This window comes from Rhizobium mongolense USDA 1844 (assembly GCF_000419765.1).
GTDB classification, from domain to species: domain Bacteria; phylum Pseudomonadota; class Alphaproteobacteria; order Rhizobiales; family Rhizobiaceae; genus Rhizobium; species Rhizobium mongolense.
This window is the reverse complement of record NZ_ATTQ01000008.1, coordinates 335,102-352,113: the sequence shown is the minus strand read 5'-3', so window position 1 is coordinate 352,113 and position 17,012 is coordinate 335,102. Positions and strand designations below refer to the sequence as shown.

Below are 17,012 nucleotides of genomic sequence, written 5' to 3'. Positions count from 1 at the left end.
ATGGATTGCCGCGAGATCCACGATCAAGGGGTTCTCGAAGGCCCGCGCGGATATGTCATCAAGCTCACTGGGGAGCTCATAACGCCACTGGATACTCGCATCAAGAACAGTCCGGACGGGCAGTTTCACCAATGCACGGTGGCCGGCGAGCCCACGGGTCGCACCATTTGCCTGTTCGTTCCTCCGCGCTCCTTCTAGGGATTGTCACCATGACACAAGACCTCAACCGCATCGAAATCGATCTGCAGCGCATGTCAGAAGGCTGGACGATGCCATCAGGTAATCCGATCCAGATGCCGCCCGACTATCCATCAGTGCCGAATTTGGACCCTGAAGCACATTTGATGACGTTTTCCGTCATGCCGCGCGAAACAATCGCGCCTTTCGGGGGGCAAGCTTTGCAATCCCGGAGATCTGCATTTACCCTGTACGCGACTGGGACGCGGTTCGGTCTTTTGTGCTACTCGCTCGGGCTTGTCCGCCTTGTAGAGGACTTTGAGGAGCTTCGCCTTTCGCAGCATTCCGTGACGATACATTAAGGTCAAGCGGTGCCCACCAAGGACTCTTTTGTCGGGAGGATTGGCCGGGCGGACCTAAGAGCCTTGCGGCTTTCCTGGCTCGAGCTTCAGCTTGTCCGCCATGAGGGCGAGTTCGGGCAAGGACTTGGCATGCATCTTCTGCATAACCTGGCTGCGATGAACCTTTACGGTAATCTCGCTCACGCCCAGATCGGCGGCGATCTGTTTATTTAGCCGTCCAATCACCACCATAGCCATCACCTCGCGCTCCCGCGGGGTCAGGCTTTCAAAACTCGCACGCAACTTCGCCAACGCCTTTTCATTCTCAATCCACACGCGGTCGCGCGCCAGGCCGACGTGAACGGCGTCGAGTAGATCCTGCTCGCGGAACGGTTTCGTCAGGAACTCAATCGCGCCCCCTTTCATCGCTTGGACGGACATGGGAATGTCGCCGTGCCCGGTGATGAAGACGATCGGCAGCTGAATATTTCTGCGCGATAACTCTCGTTGAAATTCAAGACCGCTTTGTCCCGGCAGTCGGACATCCAGCACCAGGCAGGTCGGCCCGTTGGGTCGTCCAGACTTGAGGAAGTCGTCCACGGAGGCGAGGAGTTTCACGTCAAAACCGACGGATCGAAGCAGGCTGCCGAGCGCCTCGCGGATCGCCGGATCATCATCGATGACGATGGCGGTTGCTGGCACCTCCGTCATGTCAGCGCACCTCAGGGGAAGCCGGCTCTTGCGGACACGAGGTGTCTGCACCCGCTGCTGCGGCATCGGGGCGAGCCCAACCGACAGAGTGGCGATGCCGCAATGAGAACACTCCCCTCTCTCCTCAGCCGGTGCCGAACCGAAGCTTTCTCGCACATCAGAATGCGCCCTAATTCCCTCAGCCACAAGGCCAGTTACGATGGGATCGGGCTGCCGGCTAAGGCGTTGCACCTCCTGCCATCGCCCGCTCGCCAAACCGGCAACCAGCTGGACTAAACTCATTCTGGCAAGCTCGGCTCTTCGCGACGACAAGTCCTAACCAATCTATACCATGGTATAGCTCCCCATGCCTTTGTCGCCCTCGCAGGCTGATGTATCTTGCAGCCGCGACCACACCTAGATTTCTGCAAACGCCTATCGCGAATTTGGAGGCAGCAGTGCCAACGAAGAAGCCTCTAATTGCGATCGTCGATGATGACCAGTCGATGCGCGAGGCCACCAAGGGACTCATGAGGTCGCTGGGATTTGATGCCGAGGCTTTTTCATCTGCCGATGATTTCTTGAGATTCCCCCATCTAAACCGCACGGCCTGCCTGGTAACGGACATCCATATGCCCGGAATGAGTGGGCTTGATCTGCACCGGAGCCTCGTTGCGTTGGGCGAGAGCATTCCGACCGTTCTGATCACTGCCTATCCGAACGAGAATTTGCACGCACGTGGGTTGGGTCCGGACATTGTCGGCTATCTGGCAAAGCCGTTTGGCGAGCAGGATCTGCTGAAGTGCATCCGTTCTGCGCTAGCGCGCGGTAGCGACAGCGAAAATGATTAGTGAGGGGCTGCGACGCCAGGCAGCACGTCGAAGGTGATTGCATGACGTGTCGCGGGCCCCCGCCAGCTCACACTGCTGGCGTTAGGCCGGGGTGCTCGCCAGGAGCGCTCTCGTCCGGGGTTGAAGGCAGGGTGAATTGAAACACGGCACCCCAAGGCTCATTCGTCCTGGCCCACAGCCGCCCCCCGTGCGCCTCGATGATCGACCGGCAGATGGCCAAGCCCATGCCCAGACCCTCTGCCTTCGTCGTGTAAAACGCCTCGAACACCCGCTCCACACTCTGCGGCTCCAATCCGACGCCGGCGTCCTGCACTTCGACCAGCACGGCCCCGGATGCGTCGAGCAGGGACCTGATCAAAAGCTCGCGTGGCCGGTCCGCGATCGTCTTCATCGCTTCGATGCCGTTCATCACCAGGTTCAGGATTACCTGCTGCAACTGCACCCGGTCGCCCGCAACGCGCGGGAGGTCGTGCGCCAACTCGGTCCGCAGCAGGATCCGATGGCGGCGTACCTCACCTTGGACGAGGGCTACCGAATCTTCGACGAGGCCGTTCAGGTCAACCTGCGCAGTGACAGTGGCTGTCTTCTTCAGGAGCGCGCGCACCCGGCCGATGACTTCGCCGGCCCGGTGCCCGTCACGGACGATTCGCGCCACCGTCTCCCGCGCCTCGTCGAGGTTGGGGGGCTGGCTGGCGAGCCAATGCAGGGCGGCGTTGGCGTTGGCGACCACGGCGGCCAACGGCTGGTTAACCTCGTGGGCGATGGAGGAGGTCAGGGCGCCCATCGTCGTCACGCGCGCGACATGCGCGAGCTCGGCTTGCGCCTTCTGCAGGGCCTCCTCGGCCCGCTTGCGATCTTCAATGTCGACGAGAAACCCATACCATTTAAGAATGTTTCCGTGCTCATCGTGCAGCGGCACGGCATTTTCAAACCACCAGCGATATTCGCCGTCGGCCGCCCGACGGATCCGCACCTCAACTTCGAACGGGTGGCCCGTGGTCAAGGAGGCACGCCACCTGGACATATACTGCTCCAGGTCTTCGGGGTGAAAGCGGGCTTCAGCGCCCCAGCTCGCTCTTGCCGTTGCGTCCAGGGACAAGCCTGTGAACTCCTGCCAACGCCGATTGATGAAATCGACACGGCCGTCGGGCAAGGCGGTCCACACCATCGCCGGAACTGTTTCGATGACCTCGCGAAGCTCTTCTTCACTCCGCCGGGCGGCCTCTTCGGCGCGCTTGCGCTCGGTGATGTCCTCGCACACGATCAGGATGACAGGTCGCTTCTTGATCACCATCGCTCGGGCGGTCTCGCGGACCCAGAGCATCGAGCCGTCCTTACGTATCTTGCGCAGTTCCCAGCTCATGGCTCGGCCGAGATGTTCGAGACAGGCGGCCGCATGCCTCTGGACGGTTTCTCGGTCCGCCTCGTGAAAGATGTCCTGCACGGGTCGGTCGATCAGTTCGTCGACCGTGTACCCAAGCTGCTCCGCCCCAAAGGGATTCACAGACACGACGGTGCCACTCGCATCCACCATGAAGTACATCGTCGGATTGTTCTCGAATACGGCTCTCCACTGCTCCTCGCTGTCCCGCAGCGCCTCTTCCACCCGCTTGCGTTCGGTAACGTCCTGGATCGTACCAAACATGCTCTGCGGCCGTCCCGACGCGTCCCTTGTTAGATCGCCCTGGCTGTGAACGATGCGCAGCTCGCCGCTGGGCCGGACAATGCGGTACTCCAAGTCGTAGCGAGATTCGCCACGCACGGCCTCTGCCGCGGCCTGGCTCCAGATCGACCGATCCTCTGGATGGATCCGCTCAACCGCTTCGGCAAGACTGACCACCGTGCCTGCGCGCGGCGTCAGCCCAAAGATGCGGTATGTCTCGTCTGACCAGGTAAGACAGTCTGTGCCGAGGTCACGTTCCCAATAGCCGACATGGGCAACGTGTTGGGCTTCTGCGAAGTTGGCCTCGCTTCGACGCAGACCCTCCAACGTCTCCTTCAGACGGAAGGTCATGAGAGCGAACGCTTGGGCAAGCAGGCCGACCTCATCGTTTCGACGAACCTTAGGCACGTCTCGCCATTCGCCGTTTGCAATCGCGTGCGCCGCCTGCGTCAAGGCAGTCAGCGGCCGCAAGGTGCGTCCGACCAGCCCTAGTCCGAGGAGCCCGAAGACGGCGACGATGACCGTGCCGACGCCTATCGAGAAATAGGCCGCACGATATACAGGCATCAGGAAATCCGAAGCTGGCACCGCTGAGATGATGGTCCAGTTAAGTGCGCCGGGGGCCTCAGCGCGATCGACCGCCGCATAGATCCTGCCGCCCTCGGCGTCACTGAAGGAAAACACACGCGGTCCGGGTGACGAGGACCCGGCGATGCCAGGGTACCGACGAAGGTAGCGGGCGGTTTCGCGAACGATGGGATCGGTCGCTTCTGATGCCTGCAGGCGCAGGTGCGAGCCGTCGGCGCCGAGGGTGACAGGCGACACTCCTCCCGACGCCCCAATCAAATGTCCGGTGGCATCGATGATGAAGGCCCTGCCGTTGTTGCCGATTTCGAGCGTCTGCAAGAACCTGGAAAGCTGAGTCAGAATAAGATCGATCCCGCACACCGCGACGAAGTCGCGGTTCTTGTTGAAGACCGGGACGGAGAGCGAGATGCCCAAGATCGGCTCGGCCACACCGAGATAGGGCTCGGTCCAGTACCGCTTGCCCGTCTCCTTGGCCTGCGCGTACCAGATCCTTCGGCGTGCATCGAACGCGCCTTCCGACTTCCGCAAACGGCCGATCCTGCCGCCTGGCAGTGCTTCGAACTCGCGAACGACGCCTGCGCGAAGTTCATCGGTGATCAGAAACACGACGCTTGAGTCTACCGATCGCCCGACCGAAACCATCCCGCCGGCCTCGTTGCCGAAAAACATCCAGTCGACATCGGGTTCCTCGGCCAGCAGTGCATGGAGCTCCTGTGCGACAGCATGTGGGTCGCCGGGCGATAGGTCGTGACGAACAAGACCGTTGGCCAACCGGGAAACCGCTTTGTCGGCGCCGCGCACCAAATGACCGACGTCGCGATGCACAGCATGCGTCACCTCTCGGATCAGGCGCTCGGACATGATCGAGACGATGACGTTTCCCGTCCAGATCCATAGACCGGCCAGGACCAGACTTAGAACGAGAACGACGCCGGCGACGGCGAGGATTAAGTGGTTTCGTAACATGATTGCCGATTCCCCAGACGGCCATATGAATATTATGTGTTCCTTATATTGCTCCCATGGCCGGGCGCTCGCAATCCGCGGCTCGCTGATCTGGCCAGGCGCGGGCGGCCGGGGGTGGTTCAGGGTTCGCTCAAGTCGGAGCAGATCTATCCCGGCATGCCGGTTGAGACCTCTACGAGCCAGCAGCACCCGGTTGATCTCTTCAAAGGTTTGCGGCCGGATCGCGCTGATCGTCTTGTGTAGGACAGACTCCTCGGGCTCCCCCACGGCTGCCGGGCAAATGCCCGGAACGAGGCGGACACTTCCAGATGGAACGCCAACTCCTGACAACTGGCGAGCCTGCTTGAGCAATGCGCAGCGCAGCACTGCCTCGGCCGACAGCCCAGCGCGTAGTCTCCCTGAGACCATGCCGGCGCAGTTCCCGCGTCACCAGGCCGGGCAGATCGCGACGCTCATCCAACGATTGCAACATCGCCTTCAGTTCACGACCGATCTCGTGTTCGAAAAAAAGTTCGAATACACGGGCCTGGACGGTGCTGAAGTCGCCGGGCCTCACTCCCGTCAATATCGTGATTCTTCACACAATTTCAGGAGTTTACTGTTTATGGACGGGAGCCAGTCTAGCTTGCCGGTGCGCCGCTGGATGTGGCGAGGCGAATGTCCCTTCGGAAGTCCGAGGGAGACATACCGGCGATGTGGCGGAAGGATTTGTTGAAGGCGCTGATGGAGCCGAAACCGCTGTCCATCGCCACCTGAAGCACATTGGCATCGTGGGCCATCAGCAACGCCTGGGCGCGGGAGAGGCGCAGCAGATTGAGATATTTGCTGAGCGTCATTCCCGTCGATTTCTTAAAGACGTTCATTGCATATTTCGGATGCAGGTCCGCCGCCCGGGCGATATCGACGGTGTCAATATCCTCCATGAAATTGGCGGCGATGAAATCGCACATCCTGACTATGCTGCGTGACGGTTGCGCATGGGGCTGTTCGGCCTCCGTTCCACCGTAGCCGGCGACCGTCATCGAATAGGGTTCGAATGCGATGCGCTCGATACGGAGCAGCAACTCGTCGACGGCATGCTGCGCCTTTGCCGGATTGCCCGAATTCGCGTAGCGAAACCAGCGGGAAAAGTTCTCTTTGTCCGCGGCATCGGTGGCAGACGTCAGCAGCGTCGAGCCCTTCATCAGGCGGCTGGAGATTTCAGCGGGAAGGCGGAGACGGAAGAAATAGACAAGCGGCAAATGGGCGCCTGCGTAGAGCGAATCTTCCGAGGATTCATCCATCTGATGCGGCTGGCCGCCCCAGAAGAGGCACATGTCGCCAGCCTTGAGCGTCATTTCGTGATCGTTCATGCGGTAATGCACAGTGCCCCGCATGATGTAATTCACCTCCACCTGCGCATGCCAGTGCGGCATCGCCATCACTCGTGGATGGGCATGAAACAGCTGCAGCTCTGTCGGCGAGCCTTCGATGCTGCTTGCGCCCGGCTGATAGATGGCTCTGCTGGCAACCTTACTTTCTGCCAAATTGATATTCCCTTTTTAGGAGACAGCGGCTCCCTGACAGATAACTTAGCCACGTTCGCTAAAGGACGGCAATTGAAAAGGGAGGATTTTCAATGCGCTTCAAACTTATCGGTGCGACCGCTGCGGTCGCACTGCTTTCTTCCGGTTCCGCATTCGCGCAGTCGGGCAATCTCACCATCTGGAGCTGGAACGTCGCGGCATCGGCGCTGAAATCCACGCTCGAAGGCTTCAACAAGCAATATCCTGATATCAAGGTCACGATCGAGGACCTCGGGAACAACCAAGTCTTCGACAAGACACTTGCCGGCTGCGCAGCCGGCGGCGACGGCCTGCCGGACATCGTGACGATCGAAAATTTCGAGGCGGAAATCTTCTGGAACCGCTTCCCGGACTGCTTCGCCAACCTGAAGGATCTCGGCTATACGACGGAAATCCAGGCGAAATTCCCCGACTTCAAACGCACCGAGCTCGAGGTGGATGACGTCGCCTATGCGATGCCGTGGGATTCCGGCCCGGTCGCCGTCTTTTACCGGCGCGATTTCTATGAAAAGGCCGGCGTCGATCCGGCAACGATCAAGAATTGGGACGATTTCATCGCCGCCGGCAAGAAGATTTCCGAAGCCAATCCCGGCGTCGTCATGGCCCAGGCCGATTTCAACGGCGATAGCGAATGGTTCCGGATGATCGCCAACGAGCAGGGCTGCGGCTATTTCTCCACCGACGGCCAGACGATCACGATCAACCAGCCTGCCTGCGTCGCGACCCTCGAAAAGGTCAAGCAGATGAAGGATGCCGGTACGCTGACAGCCGCCATCTGGGACCAGAAAATCCAGGCCAATACCGCCGGCAAGGTCGCAAGCCAGATGTATGGCGGCTGGTACGAGGGCACGATACGCTCAGGTTCGCCGGACCTTTCCGGCAAATGGGGCGTCTACATGATGCCGAGCCTCACGGCTGACGGTCCGCATGCTGCAAACCTCGGCGGTTCGTCGCTAGCCATCAACGCCAATTCCGAAAACAAGGAAGCGGCCTGGGCCTATCTGAACTATGCGCTGGCAACCAATGAAGGCCAGGTCACGATGCTGAAGTCCTTCGGCCTCGTCCCTTCGCTGCTGTCGGCTGTCCAAGATCCTTTCGTCAACGAGCCGCTGCCTTACTGGGGCGGGCAGAAGGTCTGGGCAGATATCCTTTCGACGCTGCCGAAGATCGTGCCGAGCCGCGGGACGGCATTTCAGAGCGATGCGGACGCGATCTACAAGGCAGCGCAGACGAAGTATTTCGCTGGCGGTTATCCGGATGCGAAGGCTGCACTTGACGATGCGGCCAAGCAGATCGCCTCGGCGACCGGCCTTCCGATCGCAGAATGAGCAACCGGCCGGGCGCCTGGTGCGCGTCCGGCTTCACCTTCAAGGTGGCTCGTTTCGCTTGTGAGGAGGATATAAATGCCGTTCAGGACCCGGAGCGCCTATGCGTTCCTTGCGCCCTATCTGCTGGTCTTCGCGACCTTCTGGCTCTGGCCGATCATCAACTCGTTCTTGATTTCGTTCCAGAATACGCGCGTCAATCCCTGGAAATTCAGCCTTGCGTCGAATTGGGGGCGCCTGTTCGGCGACCCGGCTTTCTATAACGCGCTCTACAACACGCTGATTATCCTGGTCATCCAGGTGCCGGTGATGATTGCGCTTGCAACCGTCATGGCGGTGCTCTTGAATTCGCCGCTGCTGAAGGCGCGGCCTCTTTTCCGCTTCGCCTTCTTCGCGCCCGTCGTCGTCGGCGAGGTCGCCTATGCCGCCGTCTTCCGTCTGATGTTCAGCATCGACTTCGGCATCGTCAACAAGCTGATCGGTGCGGTCGGCATCGCTCCCGTTTCCTGGTTCGACAATGCGAATGCGGCGATGGCCCTCGTCATAATCGCCGTGACCTGGCGCTGGGCCGGCTACAACGCGATCATCATCTTAGCCGGCCTGCAGTCGATCCCTGAGGATGTCTACGAGGCTGCAACGCTCGATCGCGTCAGCAAGGTACAGCAGTTCTTTCATATCACCCTGCCGCTTCTGAAGCCGATTGTCCTTTTTTGCGTGGTGCTGTCGGTGATCGGCACGATGCAGCTCTTCACCGAACCCTTCCTCATTACCAATCGCGGCGGCCCGGGCGGGGGCACGGAAACGCTTGGCCTGCTTCTTTACCGGCAGGGCTTCACATCGCTGAATTTCGGTTACGCGTCGGCGATCGCCTATACGATAGCCGCATTGGCGATTGCGATCTCGCTTTTCAATCTCTGGGTCGGGAGGGAGCCGAAATGAAGTCGAGGTCCAAGTCGCAATCCCTCTTGATGCGCAAAATTGCGCTGCATATCGTGCTGACACCGCTTGCCATCATCTGGCTCTTTCCGCTCTGGATGATGTTCGTCTTCTCGACCATGCCGGATAATGGCATCTTCAGCCCGGACATCGTGCTGTGGCCGTCGACGAATTTCGTCGAGAACTTCAGGAACCTGGAGGCGGATACGAATTTTCTCCGGGCGATGTTCATCTCGATCACCGTCGCGGTCATCTACACCTTCCTGTCCGTGCTTTTGACATCGATGGCCGGCTGGGCACTTGCCCGCTATCGATTCGCCGGCCGCTCCGTCGTCACAGCCATCATTCTCGGCACGATCACCTTGCCTTTCGCCGTCGTGGTGATCCCGCAGTTCATCATGGTGGCGCGTGAATTCAAGCTGGCGAATACCTGGGTGGCGCTGATCGTCCCGCCGCTCTTCAATTCGCTGGGCGTGCTCTTTATGCGCCAGTCCTTCTCGATGATGCCGAACGAGCTCTTCGATGCCGCCCGCGTCGAGGGCGTCAAGGAGTGGCAGATCTTCCTGCGCATCGCCTTGCCGCTTGCCCGTCCGACAATGGCGGCGCTCTCGATCATTCTCTTCCTGGCATCCTGGAACAACTATCTCTGGCCGCTGCTCATCAATTCCAGGCCCGGAATGATGACGGCGCCGGTGGCGCTTGGAACGCTGATCGGCCTCACCAAGGTCTCTTGGGGCGGCATCATGGCGGGTGCGATGTTGCTGACCGCACCGATCCTCGTCGTCTTCGTGCTGTTGCAGCGCCACTTCATCGCCGGCATCGCGGCCGGCGCAATCAAATAATAGGGGAGGCCGCATGGCGGAGCTTTCACTCAGGAATGTTGTAAAACGCTTTGGCGCCTTCGGCGTGATCCATGGCGCCAATCTCGACGTGAAGGACGGCGAGTTCGTCGTCTTCGTCGGTCCTTCGGGCTGTGGAAAATCCACCCTGCTTAGGATGATCGCCGGCCTCGAAGATATCTCGGAGGGCGAGATCACGATCGGCGGCAGGGTCGTCAACAATGTCGAGCCTGCCGACCGCGGCATCGCCATGGTTTTCCAGTCCTATGCGCTCTACCCGCATATGACGGTTGCAGATAACCTCTCTTTCGGCCTGCGTATGAACGGCAACCCGAAAGAGGATACCGAAAAACGGGTGCGCCACGCCGCCGAGATCCTGCAGATCAAGGAATTGATGGAACGCCGCCCGAAGCAACTCTCCGGTGGCCAGCGCCAGCGTGTCGCGATCGGCCGCGCCATCGTTCGCGAGCCCGAGGTCTTCCTCTTCGACGAACCGCTCTCGAACCTCGATGCAGAACTGCGTGTGCAGATGCGGGTGGAAATCTCCAGGCTGCACAAGCAGCTCGGCGCGACGATGATCTATGTCACGCACGATCAGACGGAGGCGATGACGCTTGCCGACAAGATCGTCGTGCTGCGTGCCGGCAACATCGAGCAGATCGGCGCGCCGCTCGATCTCTACGACGATCCGGCTAACCAGTTCGTCGCCGGTTTCGTCGGTTCGCCGAAGATGAATTTTCTCGCGGCAGAGGTTGTTGAACGAGATGCATCGAACGTGACAGTCGCCCTGGCAGGCGACAGGAATGTCCGCCTGACGCTGCCGGTTTTGGCGGCGACCGAAAGGGGGGCGCAAGTAATGCTCGGCGTGCGGCCCGAGCATTTTGCCGACCAGGGCAGTGGCGACGCCGACCTCACCGTCGCGGTCGATGTTGCAGAACACCTCGGCAATACCAGCTACATCTATGCGACCGCTGCGGGCGGCCAGCCACTCATCATCGAACGTCCCGAATCCCGTTCCGCAGCCGATCGCGACACTCTCACCGTCGCGCTATCGGCAAAACGCACCTTCCTGTTCGACAGCGCAGGCAACCGCTTGCGCTGACGAGATCCGCTCCCAAGACGAAGATACGAAAGAGGAATAGTCATGAGTTCAGAGCAACCGATCCGCTGGGGCATCATCGGCCCCGGCACCATCGCCCGCACCTTTGCAGACGGCATTGCCCATTCGCGTACGGGTAAACTGGTGGCGATCGCGAGCCGCAATCCGGAAAAGCCCGGCCTTGGCGATGGCTTTCCCGGCGCCCGCATCGTTAAAGGCTATGACGCGCTGCTGGCCGATCCGGAGATCGACGCCGTCTATGTAGCCACCCCACATACCGGCCATGCCGAGTGGGCGATCAAGGCGATTCGCGCTGGCAAGCATGTGCTGGTGGAAAAGCCGATTGCGCTTTCGGCCTTCGATGCGGATGCAATCTACCATGAAGCGAGGAAGGCCGGTGTCTTTGCTGGCGAGGGCTTCATGTACCGCCTGCATCCCCAGACGGCGAAGATCGTCGAGCTGGTGAAAAGCGGGGTGATCGGCACGGTGCGCATCATTCGCTCAAGCTTCGGCTTCAACATGGGCGGCTTCAAGCCCGAGCATCGGTTATTCGCCAACGATACGGCGGGCGGCGGCATTCTGGATGTCGGTGGCTACCCCGTCTCGATGGCGCGGTTGATCGCCGGTGCGGTTGAAAACAAGCCGTTCCTCGAGCCGGAGAAGGTTTTTGGCGTAGCGCACCTCGGACAGTCCGGCGTAGACGAATGGGCCTCCGCCGTCTTGAAATTCCAAAACGGCATCATTGCCGAAGTCTCCTGCTCCATCATGGCCCAGCAGGACAATACGCTTCGCGTCATCGGCTCCGAAGGCCGCATCGAGGTCAAGGATTTCTGGTTCGCCTCAGGTCACAAGGGCGGCGTCGGCACGATCGAGATTTTCAAGGGAGCCGAGCAGGAAACGATCGAGGTCAAGGAAGACCGCTGGCTCTATTCCTTCGAAGTCGATGCGGCTGGAGATGCAATCCGCGCCGGCGAGAAGGAATTTGCTTCGCCGGGCATGAGCTGGGCCGATTCCACTGGCAATCTTCGCGTTCTCGACAAATGGCGGGCCTCTGTCGGCCTCGAATATGGTGTCGAGACGGCGTCAAAGCGAACCACGAATATTGCGGGCGGGGCACTCCGGCCTGGCAGCAGCATTCCGCAGCGCCAGATACCAGGCATCTCTAAACCGGCCTCCGTCGTAACGCTTGGATTCGAGTTCTTCCCGAACTTTGCGGCCGCCTCGCTGACGCTCGATGCCTTCTACGAGGCGGGCGGCAACGTCTTCGACACGGCCTATGTTTACGGAAACGGCAAGACAGAGAGTATCTTCGGCGATTGGCACACGAGCCGCAACGTTCCGCGTGACGAGATCGTGCTGATCGGCAAGGGGGCGCATTCGCCGCTCTGCTACCCGGACATGATCGCCAAGCAACTCGATCAGTCGCTCGAGCGGTTGAAGACGGACTATGTCGATATCTACTTCATGCATCGGGACAATACCGGTATTCCGGTGGGAGAGTTCGTCGATGCCATGGATGCCGAAGTCAATCGCGGCCGCATCCGCGGGATTTTTGGCGGCTCGAACTGGACCCGTGAGCGGATGGACGAGGCAATGGCCTATGCGGCAAAGACCGGCAAGAAAGCGCCTGCGGCGCTTTCCAATAACTTTTCGCTGGCCGAAATGCTCGATCCGATCTGGGCTGGATGCGTCGCGGCCTCGGACGACGAATGGAAGAAATGGCTGAACGAAAAGCAGATTCCGAACTTCGCATGGTCCAGCCAGGGCCGCGGCTTCTTCACCGACCGGGCAGGACGCGACAAGCACGACGATGAGGAAATCGTCCGGTGCTGGTATTCCGATCGCAATTTCGGACGCCGCGACCGGGCGAATGAACTGGCAAATAAGCTCGGCCGAAACCCGATCCATATCGCGCTCGCCTATGTGATCGCCCAGCCGTTCCCAGTCATTCCGCTGATCGGCCCGCGCACGATCGCCGAACTGGAAGATAGTCTTTCGGCCCTCGACATCGAGCTTACTGCCGAACAGGTAAAGTGGCTGGAGGGCTAGGAAATCAGCCTGGTTCGTGCCGGGTTTCCTGCACTTTCATCCGCTTCATAGTGCGCCGCTGCCCGATCGGGTGGCGGCTTTTTCTTATCCTTCCTTGATGCGAGAAACATTCGTTTGACACGCGAATGGTTTTCGTTTTTACTTCAAAAAGTTTCGATTTGTGCTGTTGCGCAAATCGACGACGGCGCACGGGGAGGGGTAAAGTGGGCCAAACACATCACGACCTTTTCGTGATTGGCGGCGGGATCAACGGCTGCGGCATTTGCCGGGATGCTGTTGGACGCGGCTATTCGGTGGCGCTGGCGGAGATGGGCGACTTTGCCTCTGGCACGTCGTCCGGGGCGACGAAGCTGATCCATGGGGGCTTGCGCTATCTGGAGCATTACGAGTTCCGGTTGGTGCGCGAATCGCTGATGGAGCGCGAGATGCTGTGGGCGATGGCGCCGCACATCATCTGGCCGCTGCGCTTCGTGCTGCCCTATCACAAGGGCGGCATCCGGCCGGCCTGGCTGATCAGGCTGGGACTGTTTTTCTACGACCATCTTGGCGGCCGCAGGCTTTTGCCGCCGACCGCGGTGCTGAACCTGCGCCGCGATCCGGCGGGCCGGCCGCTGAAGCCGGTGTTTGCCAAGGCCTTCGAATATTCCGACGGCTGGGTCGACGATGCCCGCCTGGTGGTGCTCAACGCCCGCGATGCCGCCGACCGCGGTGCGCTGATCATGCCGCGCACCAAGGTGGTGGCGGCGCGGCGCGAGAACGGCCTGTGGGAAATCGACAGCTGCGATATGCTGACCGGCGAAAGGCGCCGGCATCAGGCCCGCATGCTGGTCAATGCCGCCGGCCCCTGGGTCGACCAGGTGCTGCGTGCAGCCCTTGGCGAGACCGAGGCCCGCCATGTGCGGTTGGTGCAGGGCAGCCACATCGTCGTCAAGAAGAAGTTCGAGGGTCCGCGCGCCTATTTCTTCCAGAACCCCGACAACCGCATCATCTTTGCCATCCCCTACGAGGACGACTTCACGCTGATCGGCACTACCGACCGTGACTATAGCGGCGATCCCAAGGACGTGCGCATCTCCGCGGAGGAGACCGGCTATCTTTGCGCCGCCGCCAGCGAATATTTCAACGAGCCGGTGACCCCGGACGACATCGTCTGGAGCTATTCGGCGGTGCGGCCGCTCTATGACGACGGCGCCTCGAAGGCACAGGAGGCGACGCGCGACTATGTGCTGCAGCTCGAAGGCAAAGGTGGCGAGGCACCCCTGCTCAATGTCTTCGGCGGCAAGCTGACCACCTACCGGCGGCTGTCGGAGCATGCGCTGGAAAAGATCGGCGAGGCGATCGGCAAGAAGGGCGGCCCGTGGACGGCGAGGAGCCATCTGCCGGGCGGCGATTTCCCGGTCAAGGGCTACGCGGCCGAGGTGAGCAAGCTGAAAGCGCACTATCCGTTCCTTGCCGAGGCCCATGCCCGCCGGCTGGTGCGCCGCTACGGCACGCGTGCCGCAAGCCTGCTCGCAGAGGCTAAATCTATCGCCGATCTCGGCCACTGCTTCGGTTCCGATCTCTACGAGGCCGAAGTCCGCTATCTCGTGCGAAACGAATGGGCCGTCACCGCTCAAGACATCCTGTGGCGAAGGACCAAGAACGGGCTATATCTGCAAATGGATGAAGTACAGAAATTGGAGGAGTACATGGCCGCGATCCCTGCGCAACTTGCGGGATGAAGCGCCATGTCGTCCCCGTCGTGAGGAGGCACGGGAACCGGAATGCTTGAATTGCGGAATGCCGCTAAGATGGTCGGTGGTGAATATCATATTCACCCGACCGATCTGATACTCGAACGGGGTACGCTGAACGTCCTGCTGGGACCGACGCTCTCCGGCAAGACGTCGTTGATGCGCCTCATGGCTGGACTTGACCGTCCAACCAGCGGCTCCATCCATTTCGATGGCTCCGATGTGACCGGCGTGCCGGTGCAGAAGCGCAAAGTCGCGATGGTCTACCAGCAATTCATCAATTACCCCGCATTGTCCGTCTATGAGAATATCGCCTCGCCGCTCAGGATCGCTGGCCGGGACGCGAAGGCGATCGATGTGGAAGTGCGCAAGGCGGCAGAACTCCTGAAGCTGACACCTTATCTCGAGCGTACTCCGCTCAACCTGTCGGGCGGGCAGCAGCAGCGGACCGCGCTTGCGCGCGCCCTTGTCAAGAATGCAGGGCTGGTGCTGCTCGACGAACCGCTTGCCAATCTCGACTACAAGCTGCGCGAGGAACTGCGCCAGGAACTGCCGAGGATATTTTCCCAGTCGGGCGCGATTTTCGTCTATGCGACGACGGAACCTTCGGAAGCCTTGCTGCTCGGCGGCAATACCGCGACCCTCAATCAGGGAAGCGTGACGCAATTCGGTCCGACGATTTCCGTCTATCGCCGGCCCGCCGATCTGGTGACGGCCAAGACCTTTGCGGACCCACCGCTGAATTTCATTTCGGTTTCGAAGGCAGGCGCGAGCTTTCGCCATAGTGGCCTAATCGGTATTCCGGTGCCGGCACATCTTGCGGCAATCGCGGACGGTCCGGTCACCATCGCGTTTCATCCGCATCATCTTGCGCTGGAACCACAGACCGCTGATGCGCCCAAGCTTCGCGCCAGAACGCAGATTTCCGAAATCACCGGCTCCGAGAGCTTCGTGCATCTGGATTACGGAGGGGTGCGCTGGGTTATGCTAGCGCACGGCATTCATGATATCGAGCCGGATACGGATGTCGACGTGTTCCTGGACACGCGTCACCTGATGGCGTTCGGCGAGAATGGCCGCGCCATCGCCGCCACGCGGCTAGCGGCATAGGGGGACAGAATGGCACGGATCACGCTCGACCATATCCGCCACGCCTACGGACCCAATCCGAAGACGGACAAGGACTATGCCCTGAAGGAAGTCGATCATGAGTGGACCGACGGCGGCGCATATGCGCTTCTTGGTCCGTCAGGATGCGGAAAGACAACGCTTCTCAACATCATCTCCGGTCTGCTTCAGCCTTCGCATGGGCGCATCCTGTTCGGCGGCCAGGACGTAACGATGCTATCGACGCAAGCCCGCAACATCGCGCAGGTTTTCCAGTTCCCCGTCATCTACGACACGATGACGGTCTACGACAATCTCGCTTTTCCGCTTCGCAACCGGGGTGTTTCGGAGCCCGACGTCGATCGGCGCGTTCGCGAAATTCTCGAGATGATCGATCTTGCGGACTGGGCCAAGCGCAAGGCGCAGCGGCTTACGGCCGATCAGAAACAGAAAATTTCACTTGGCCGCGGTCTGGTGCGAAACGACGTCAACGCGATTCTCTTCGATGAACCGCTGACCGTTATCGATCCGCACATGAAATGGGTGCTGCGGTCGCAGCTGAAGCGGCTGCACAAGCAGTTCGGTTTCACGATGGTCTATGTGACCCACGACCAGACGGAGGCGCTGACCTTCGCTGAGAAGGTCGTCGTCATGTATGAGGGAGAAATCGTGCAGATCGGCACGCCGGCGGAACTATTCGAACGCCCGAGCCACACCTTTGTGGGTTATTTCATTGGCTCGCCGGGGATGAATGTCATGCCGGCGGACGTTGCCGGCAATACCGTCAAGATTGGCAGTGAGACGATCAATCTCGGCTACGCGCCGAAAACGAATGGTGCGGCCAAGATCGAACTTGGCATCCGTCCCGAATTCATCCGCCTCGGCCGTGACGGCATGCCCGTCTCGATTTCGAAGGTCGAGGATATTGGCAGGCAAAAAATCGTTCGCGCACGGTTTGCGGATCAGCCGATCGCCATCGTCGTGCCGGAAGATGTGGAAATTCCAGCGGATGCGCGCGTCAGCTTCGATCCGGATGCGATCAGCATCTACGCCGGTTCGTGGCGGGTCGGCAGGGAGGGTTGA

The 17,012-nt window shown here is 60.4% G+C and carries 12 protein-coding genes and 2 pseudogenes; 10 read left to right on the top strand and 4 right to left on the bottom strand.

Features of this window, described 5'->3' with window-relative positions:
- Positions 1 to 198 (top strand): annotated as a pseudogene (locus A3C3_RS46485) (hypothetical protein); the annotation flags it as partial.
- A 395-nt stretch (positions 199 to 593) separates the two neighbouring features.
- Here A3C3_RS46485 and A3C3_RS0118210 read toward each other — a convergent pair.
- The gene (locus tag A3C3_RS0118210; protein WP_022716014.1) at positions 594 to 1,229 is read right to left on the bottom strand and encodes a response regulator transcription factor; all 636 of its coding nucleotides are present in this window, start codon (positions 1,227 to 1,229) and stop codon (positions 594 to 596) included.
- Between the two features lie 437 nt (positions 1,230 to 1,666).
- On the opposite strand from A3C3_RS0118210, the gene A3C3_RS0118205 reads away from it, so the two are divergent.
- Positions 1,667 to 2,059: a response regulator transcription factor gene (locus A3C3_RS0118205; protein ID WP_022716013.1), complete on the top strand. Its 393-nt coding sequence runs from the start codon at positions 1,667 to 1,669 to the stop codon at positions 2,057 to 2,059.
- A gap of 67 nt (positions 2,060 to 2,126) precedes the next feature.
- On the opposite strand, the gene A3C3_RS0118200 is transcribed toward A3C3_RS0118205, so the two are convergent.
- The 3 genes and pseudogenes from A3C3_RS0118200 to A3C3_RS0118190 all read right to left on the bottom strand — a co-directional run bounded on the left by A3C3_RS0118200 (position 2,127) and on the right by A3C3_RS0118190 (position 6,808).
- Positions 2,127 to 5,276, bottom strand: coding sequence for a PAS domain S-box protein (locus tag A3C3_RS0118200; protein ID WP_022716012.1), 3,150 nt, complete (start codon positions 5,274 to 5,276; stop codon positions 2,127 to 2,129).
- A 120-nt stretch (positions 5,277 to 5,396) separates the two neighbouring features.
- A pseudogene (locus tag A3C3_RS43770) lies at positions 5,397 to 5,832 on the bottom strand (ISNCY family transposase); the annotation flags it as partial.
- Between the two features lie 64 nt (positions 5,833 to 5,896).
- Positions 5,897 to 6,808: a helix-turn-helix domain-containing protein gene (locus tag A3C3_RS0118190; RefSeq protein ID WP_028739760.1), complete on the bottom strand. Its 912-nt coding sequence runs from the start codon at positions 6,806 to 6,808 to the stop codon at positions 5,897 to 5,899.
- A gap of 86 nt (positions 6,809 to 6,894) precedes the next feature.
- On the opposite strand from A3C3_RS0118190, the gene A3C3_RS0118185 reads away from it, so the two are divergent.
- The 8 genes from A3C3_RS0118185 (at position 6,895) to A3C3_RS0118150 (ending at position 17,012) form a co-directional block, all read left to right on the top strand.
- Positions 6,895 to 8,169, top strand: coding sequence for an ABC transporter substrate-binding protein (locus A3C3_RS0118185; protein ID WP_022716009.1), 1,275 nt, complete (start codon positions 6,895 to 6,897; stop codon positions 8,167 to 8,169).
- A gap of 75 nt (positions 8,170 to 8,244) precedes the next feature.
- Entirely contained in the window at positions 8,245 to 9,105 is an 861-nt protein-coding gene (locus tag A3C3_RS0118180; RefSeq protein WP_022716008.1) for a carbohydrate ABC transporter permease, read from the top strand.
- Complete coding sequence (locus tag A3C3_RS0118175) at positions 9,102 to 9,944, top strand: carbohydrate ABC transporter permease (protein WP_022716007.1); 843 nt, start codon at positions 9,102 to 9,104, stop codon at positions 9,942 to 9,944. The genes A3C3_RS0118180 and A3C3_RS0118175 overlap by 4 nt, the downstream gene beginning before the upstream one ends.
- A 13-nt stretch (positions 9,945 to 9,957) precedes the next feature.
- Entirely contained in the window at positions 9,958 to 11,043 is a 1,086-nt protein-coding gene (locus tag A3C3_RS0118170) for an ABC transporter ATP-binding protein (RefSeq protein WP_022716006.1), read from the top strand.
- Positions 11,044 to 11,085: 42 nt separating this feature from the next.
- The gene (locus tag A3C3_RS0118165; RefSeq protein ID WP_022716005.1) at positions 11,086 to 13,089 is read left to right on the top strand and encodes an aldo/keto reductase; all 2,004 of its coding nucleotides are present in this window, start codon (positions 11,086 to 11,088) and stop codon (positions 13,087 to 13,089) included.
- A gap of 203 nt (positions 13,090 to 13,292) precedes the next feature.
- Entirely contained in the window at positions 13,293 to 14,810 is a 1,518-nt protein-coding gene (glpD, locus tag A3C3_RS0118160) for a glycerol-3-phosphate dehydrogenase (protein ID WP_022716004.1), read from the top strand.
- Between the two features lie 42 nt (positions 14,811 to 14,852).
- The gene (locus A3C3_RS0118155; RefSeq protein ID WP_022716003.1) at positions 14,853 to 15,932 is read left to right on the top strand and encodes an ABC transporter ATP-binding protein; all 1,080 of its coding nucleotides are present in this window, start codon (positions 14,853 to 14,855) and stop codon (positions 15,930 to 15,932) included.
- Between the two features lie 9 nt (positions 15,933 to 15,941).
- Positions 15,942 to 17,012, top strand: a complete 1,071-nt coding sequence (locus tag A3C3_RS0118150) for an ABC transporter ATP-binding protein (protein WP_022716002.1) — start codon at positions 15,942 to 15,944, stop codon at positions 17,010 to 17,012.

What these genes read in the sequence shown, in the direction of transcription:
- A3C3_RS0118210 (WP_022716014.1), bottom strand. Translation starts at nt 1,229, where the DNA reads ATGACGGAGGTGCCAGCAACCGCCATCGTCATCGATGATGATCCGGCG.
- A3C3_RS0118200 (WP_022716012.1), bottom strand. Translation starts at nt 5,276, where the DNA reads ATGTTACGAAACCACTTAATCCTCGCCGTCGCCGGCGTCGTTCTCGTT.
- A3C3_RS0118185 (WP_022716009.1), top strand. Translation starts at nt 6,895, where the DNA reads ATGCGCTTCAAACTTATCGGTGCGACCGCTGCGGTCGCACTGCTTTCT.
- A3C3_RS0118180 (WP_022716008.1), top strand. Translation starts at nt 8,245, where the DNA reads ATGCCGTTCAGGACCCGGAGCGCCTATGCGTTCCTTGCGCCCTATCTG.
- A3C3_RS0118175 (WP_022716007.1), top strand. Translation starts at nt 9,102, where the DNA reads ATGAAGTCGAGGTCCAAGTCGCAATCCCTCTTGATGCGCAAAATTGCG.
- A3C3_RS0118170 (WP_022716006.1), top strand. Translation starts at nt 9,958, where the DNA reads ATGGCGGAGCTTTCACTCAGGAATGTTGTAAAACGCTTTGGCGCCTTC.
- A3C3_RS0118165 (WP_022716005.1), top strand. Translation starts at nt 11,086, where the DNA reads ATGAGTTCAGAGCAACCGATCCGCTGGGGCATCATCGGCCCCGGCACC.
- A3C3_RS0118155 (WP_022716003.1), top strand. Translation starts at nt 14,853, where the DNA reads ATGCTTGAATTGCGGAATGCCGCTAAGATGGTCGGTGGTGAATATCAT.
- A3C3_RS0118150 (WP_022716002.1), top strand. Translation starts at nt 15,942, where the DNA reads ATGGCACGGATCACGCTCGACCATATCCGCCACGCCTACGGACCCAAT.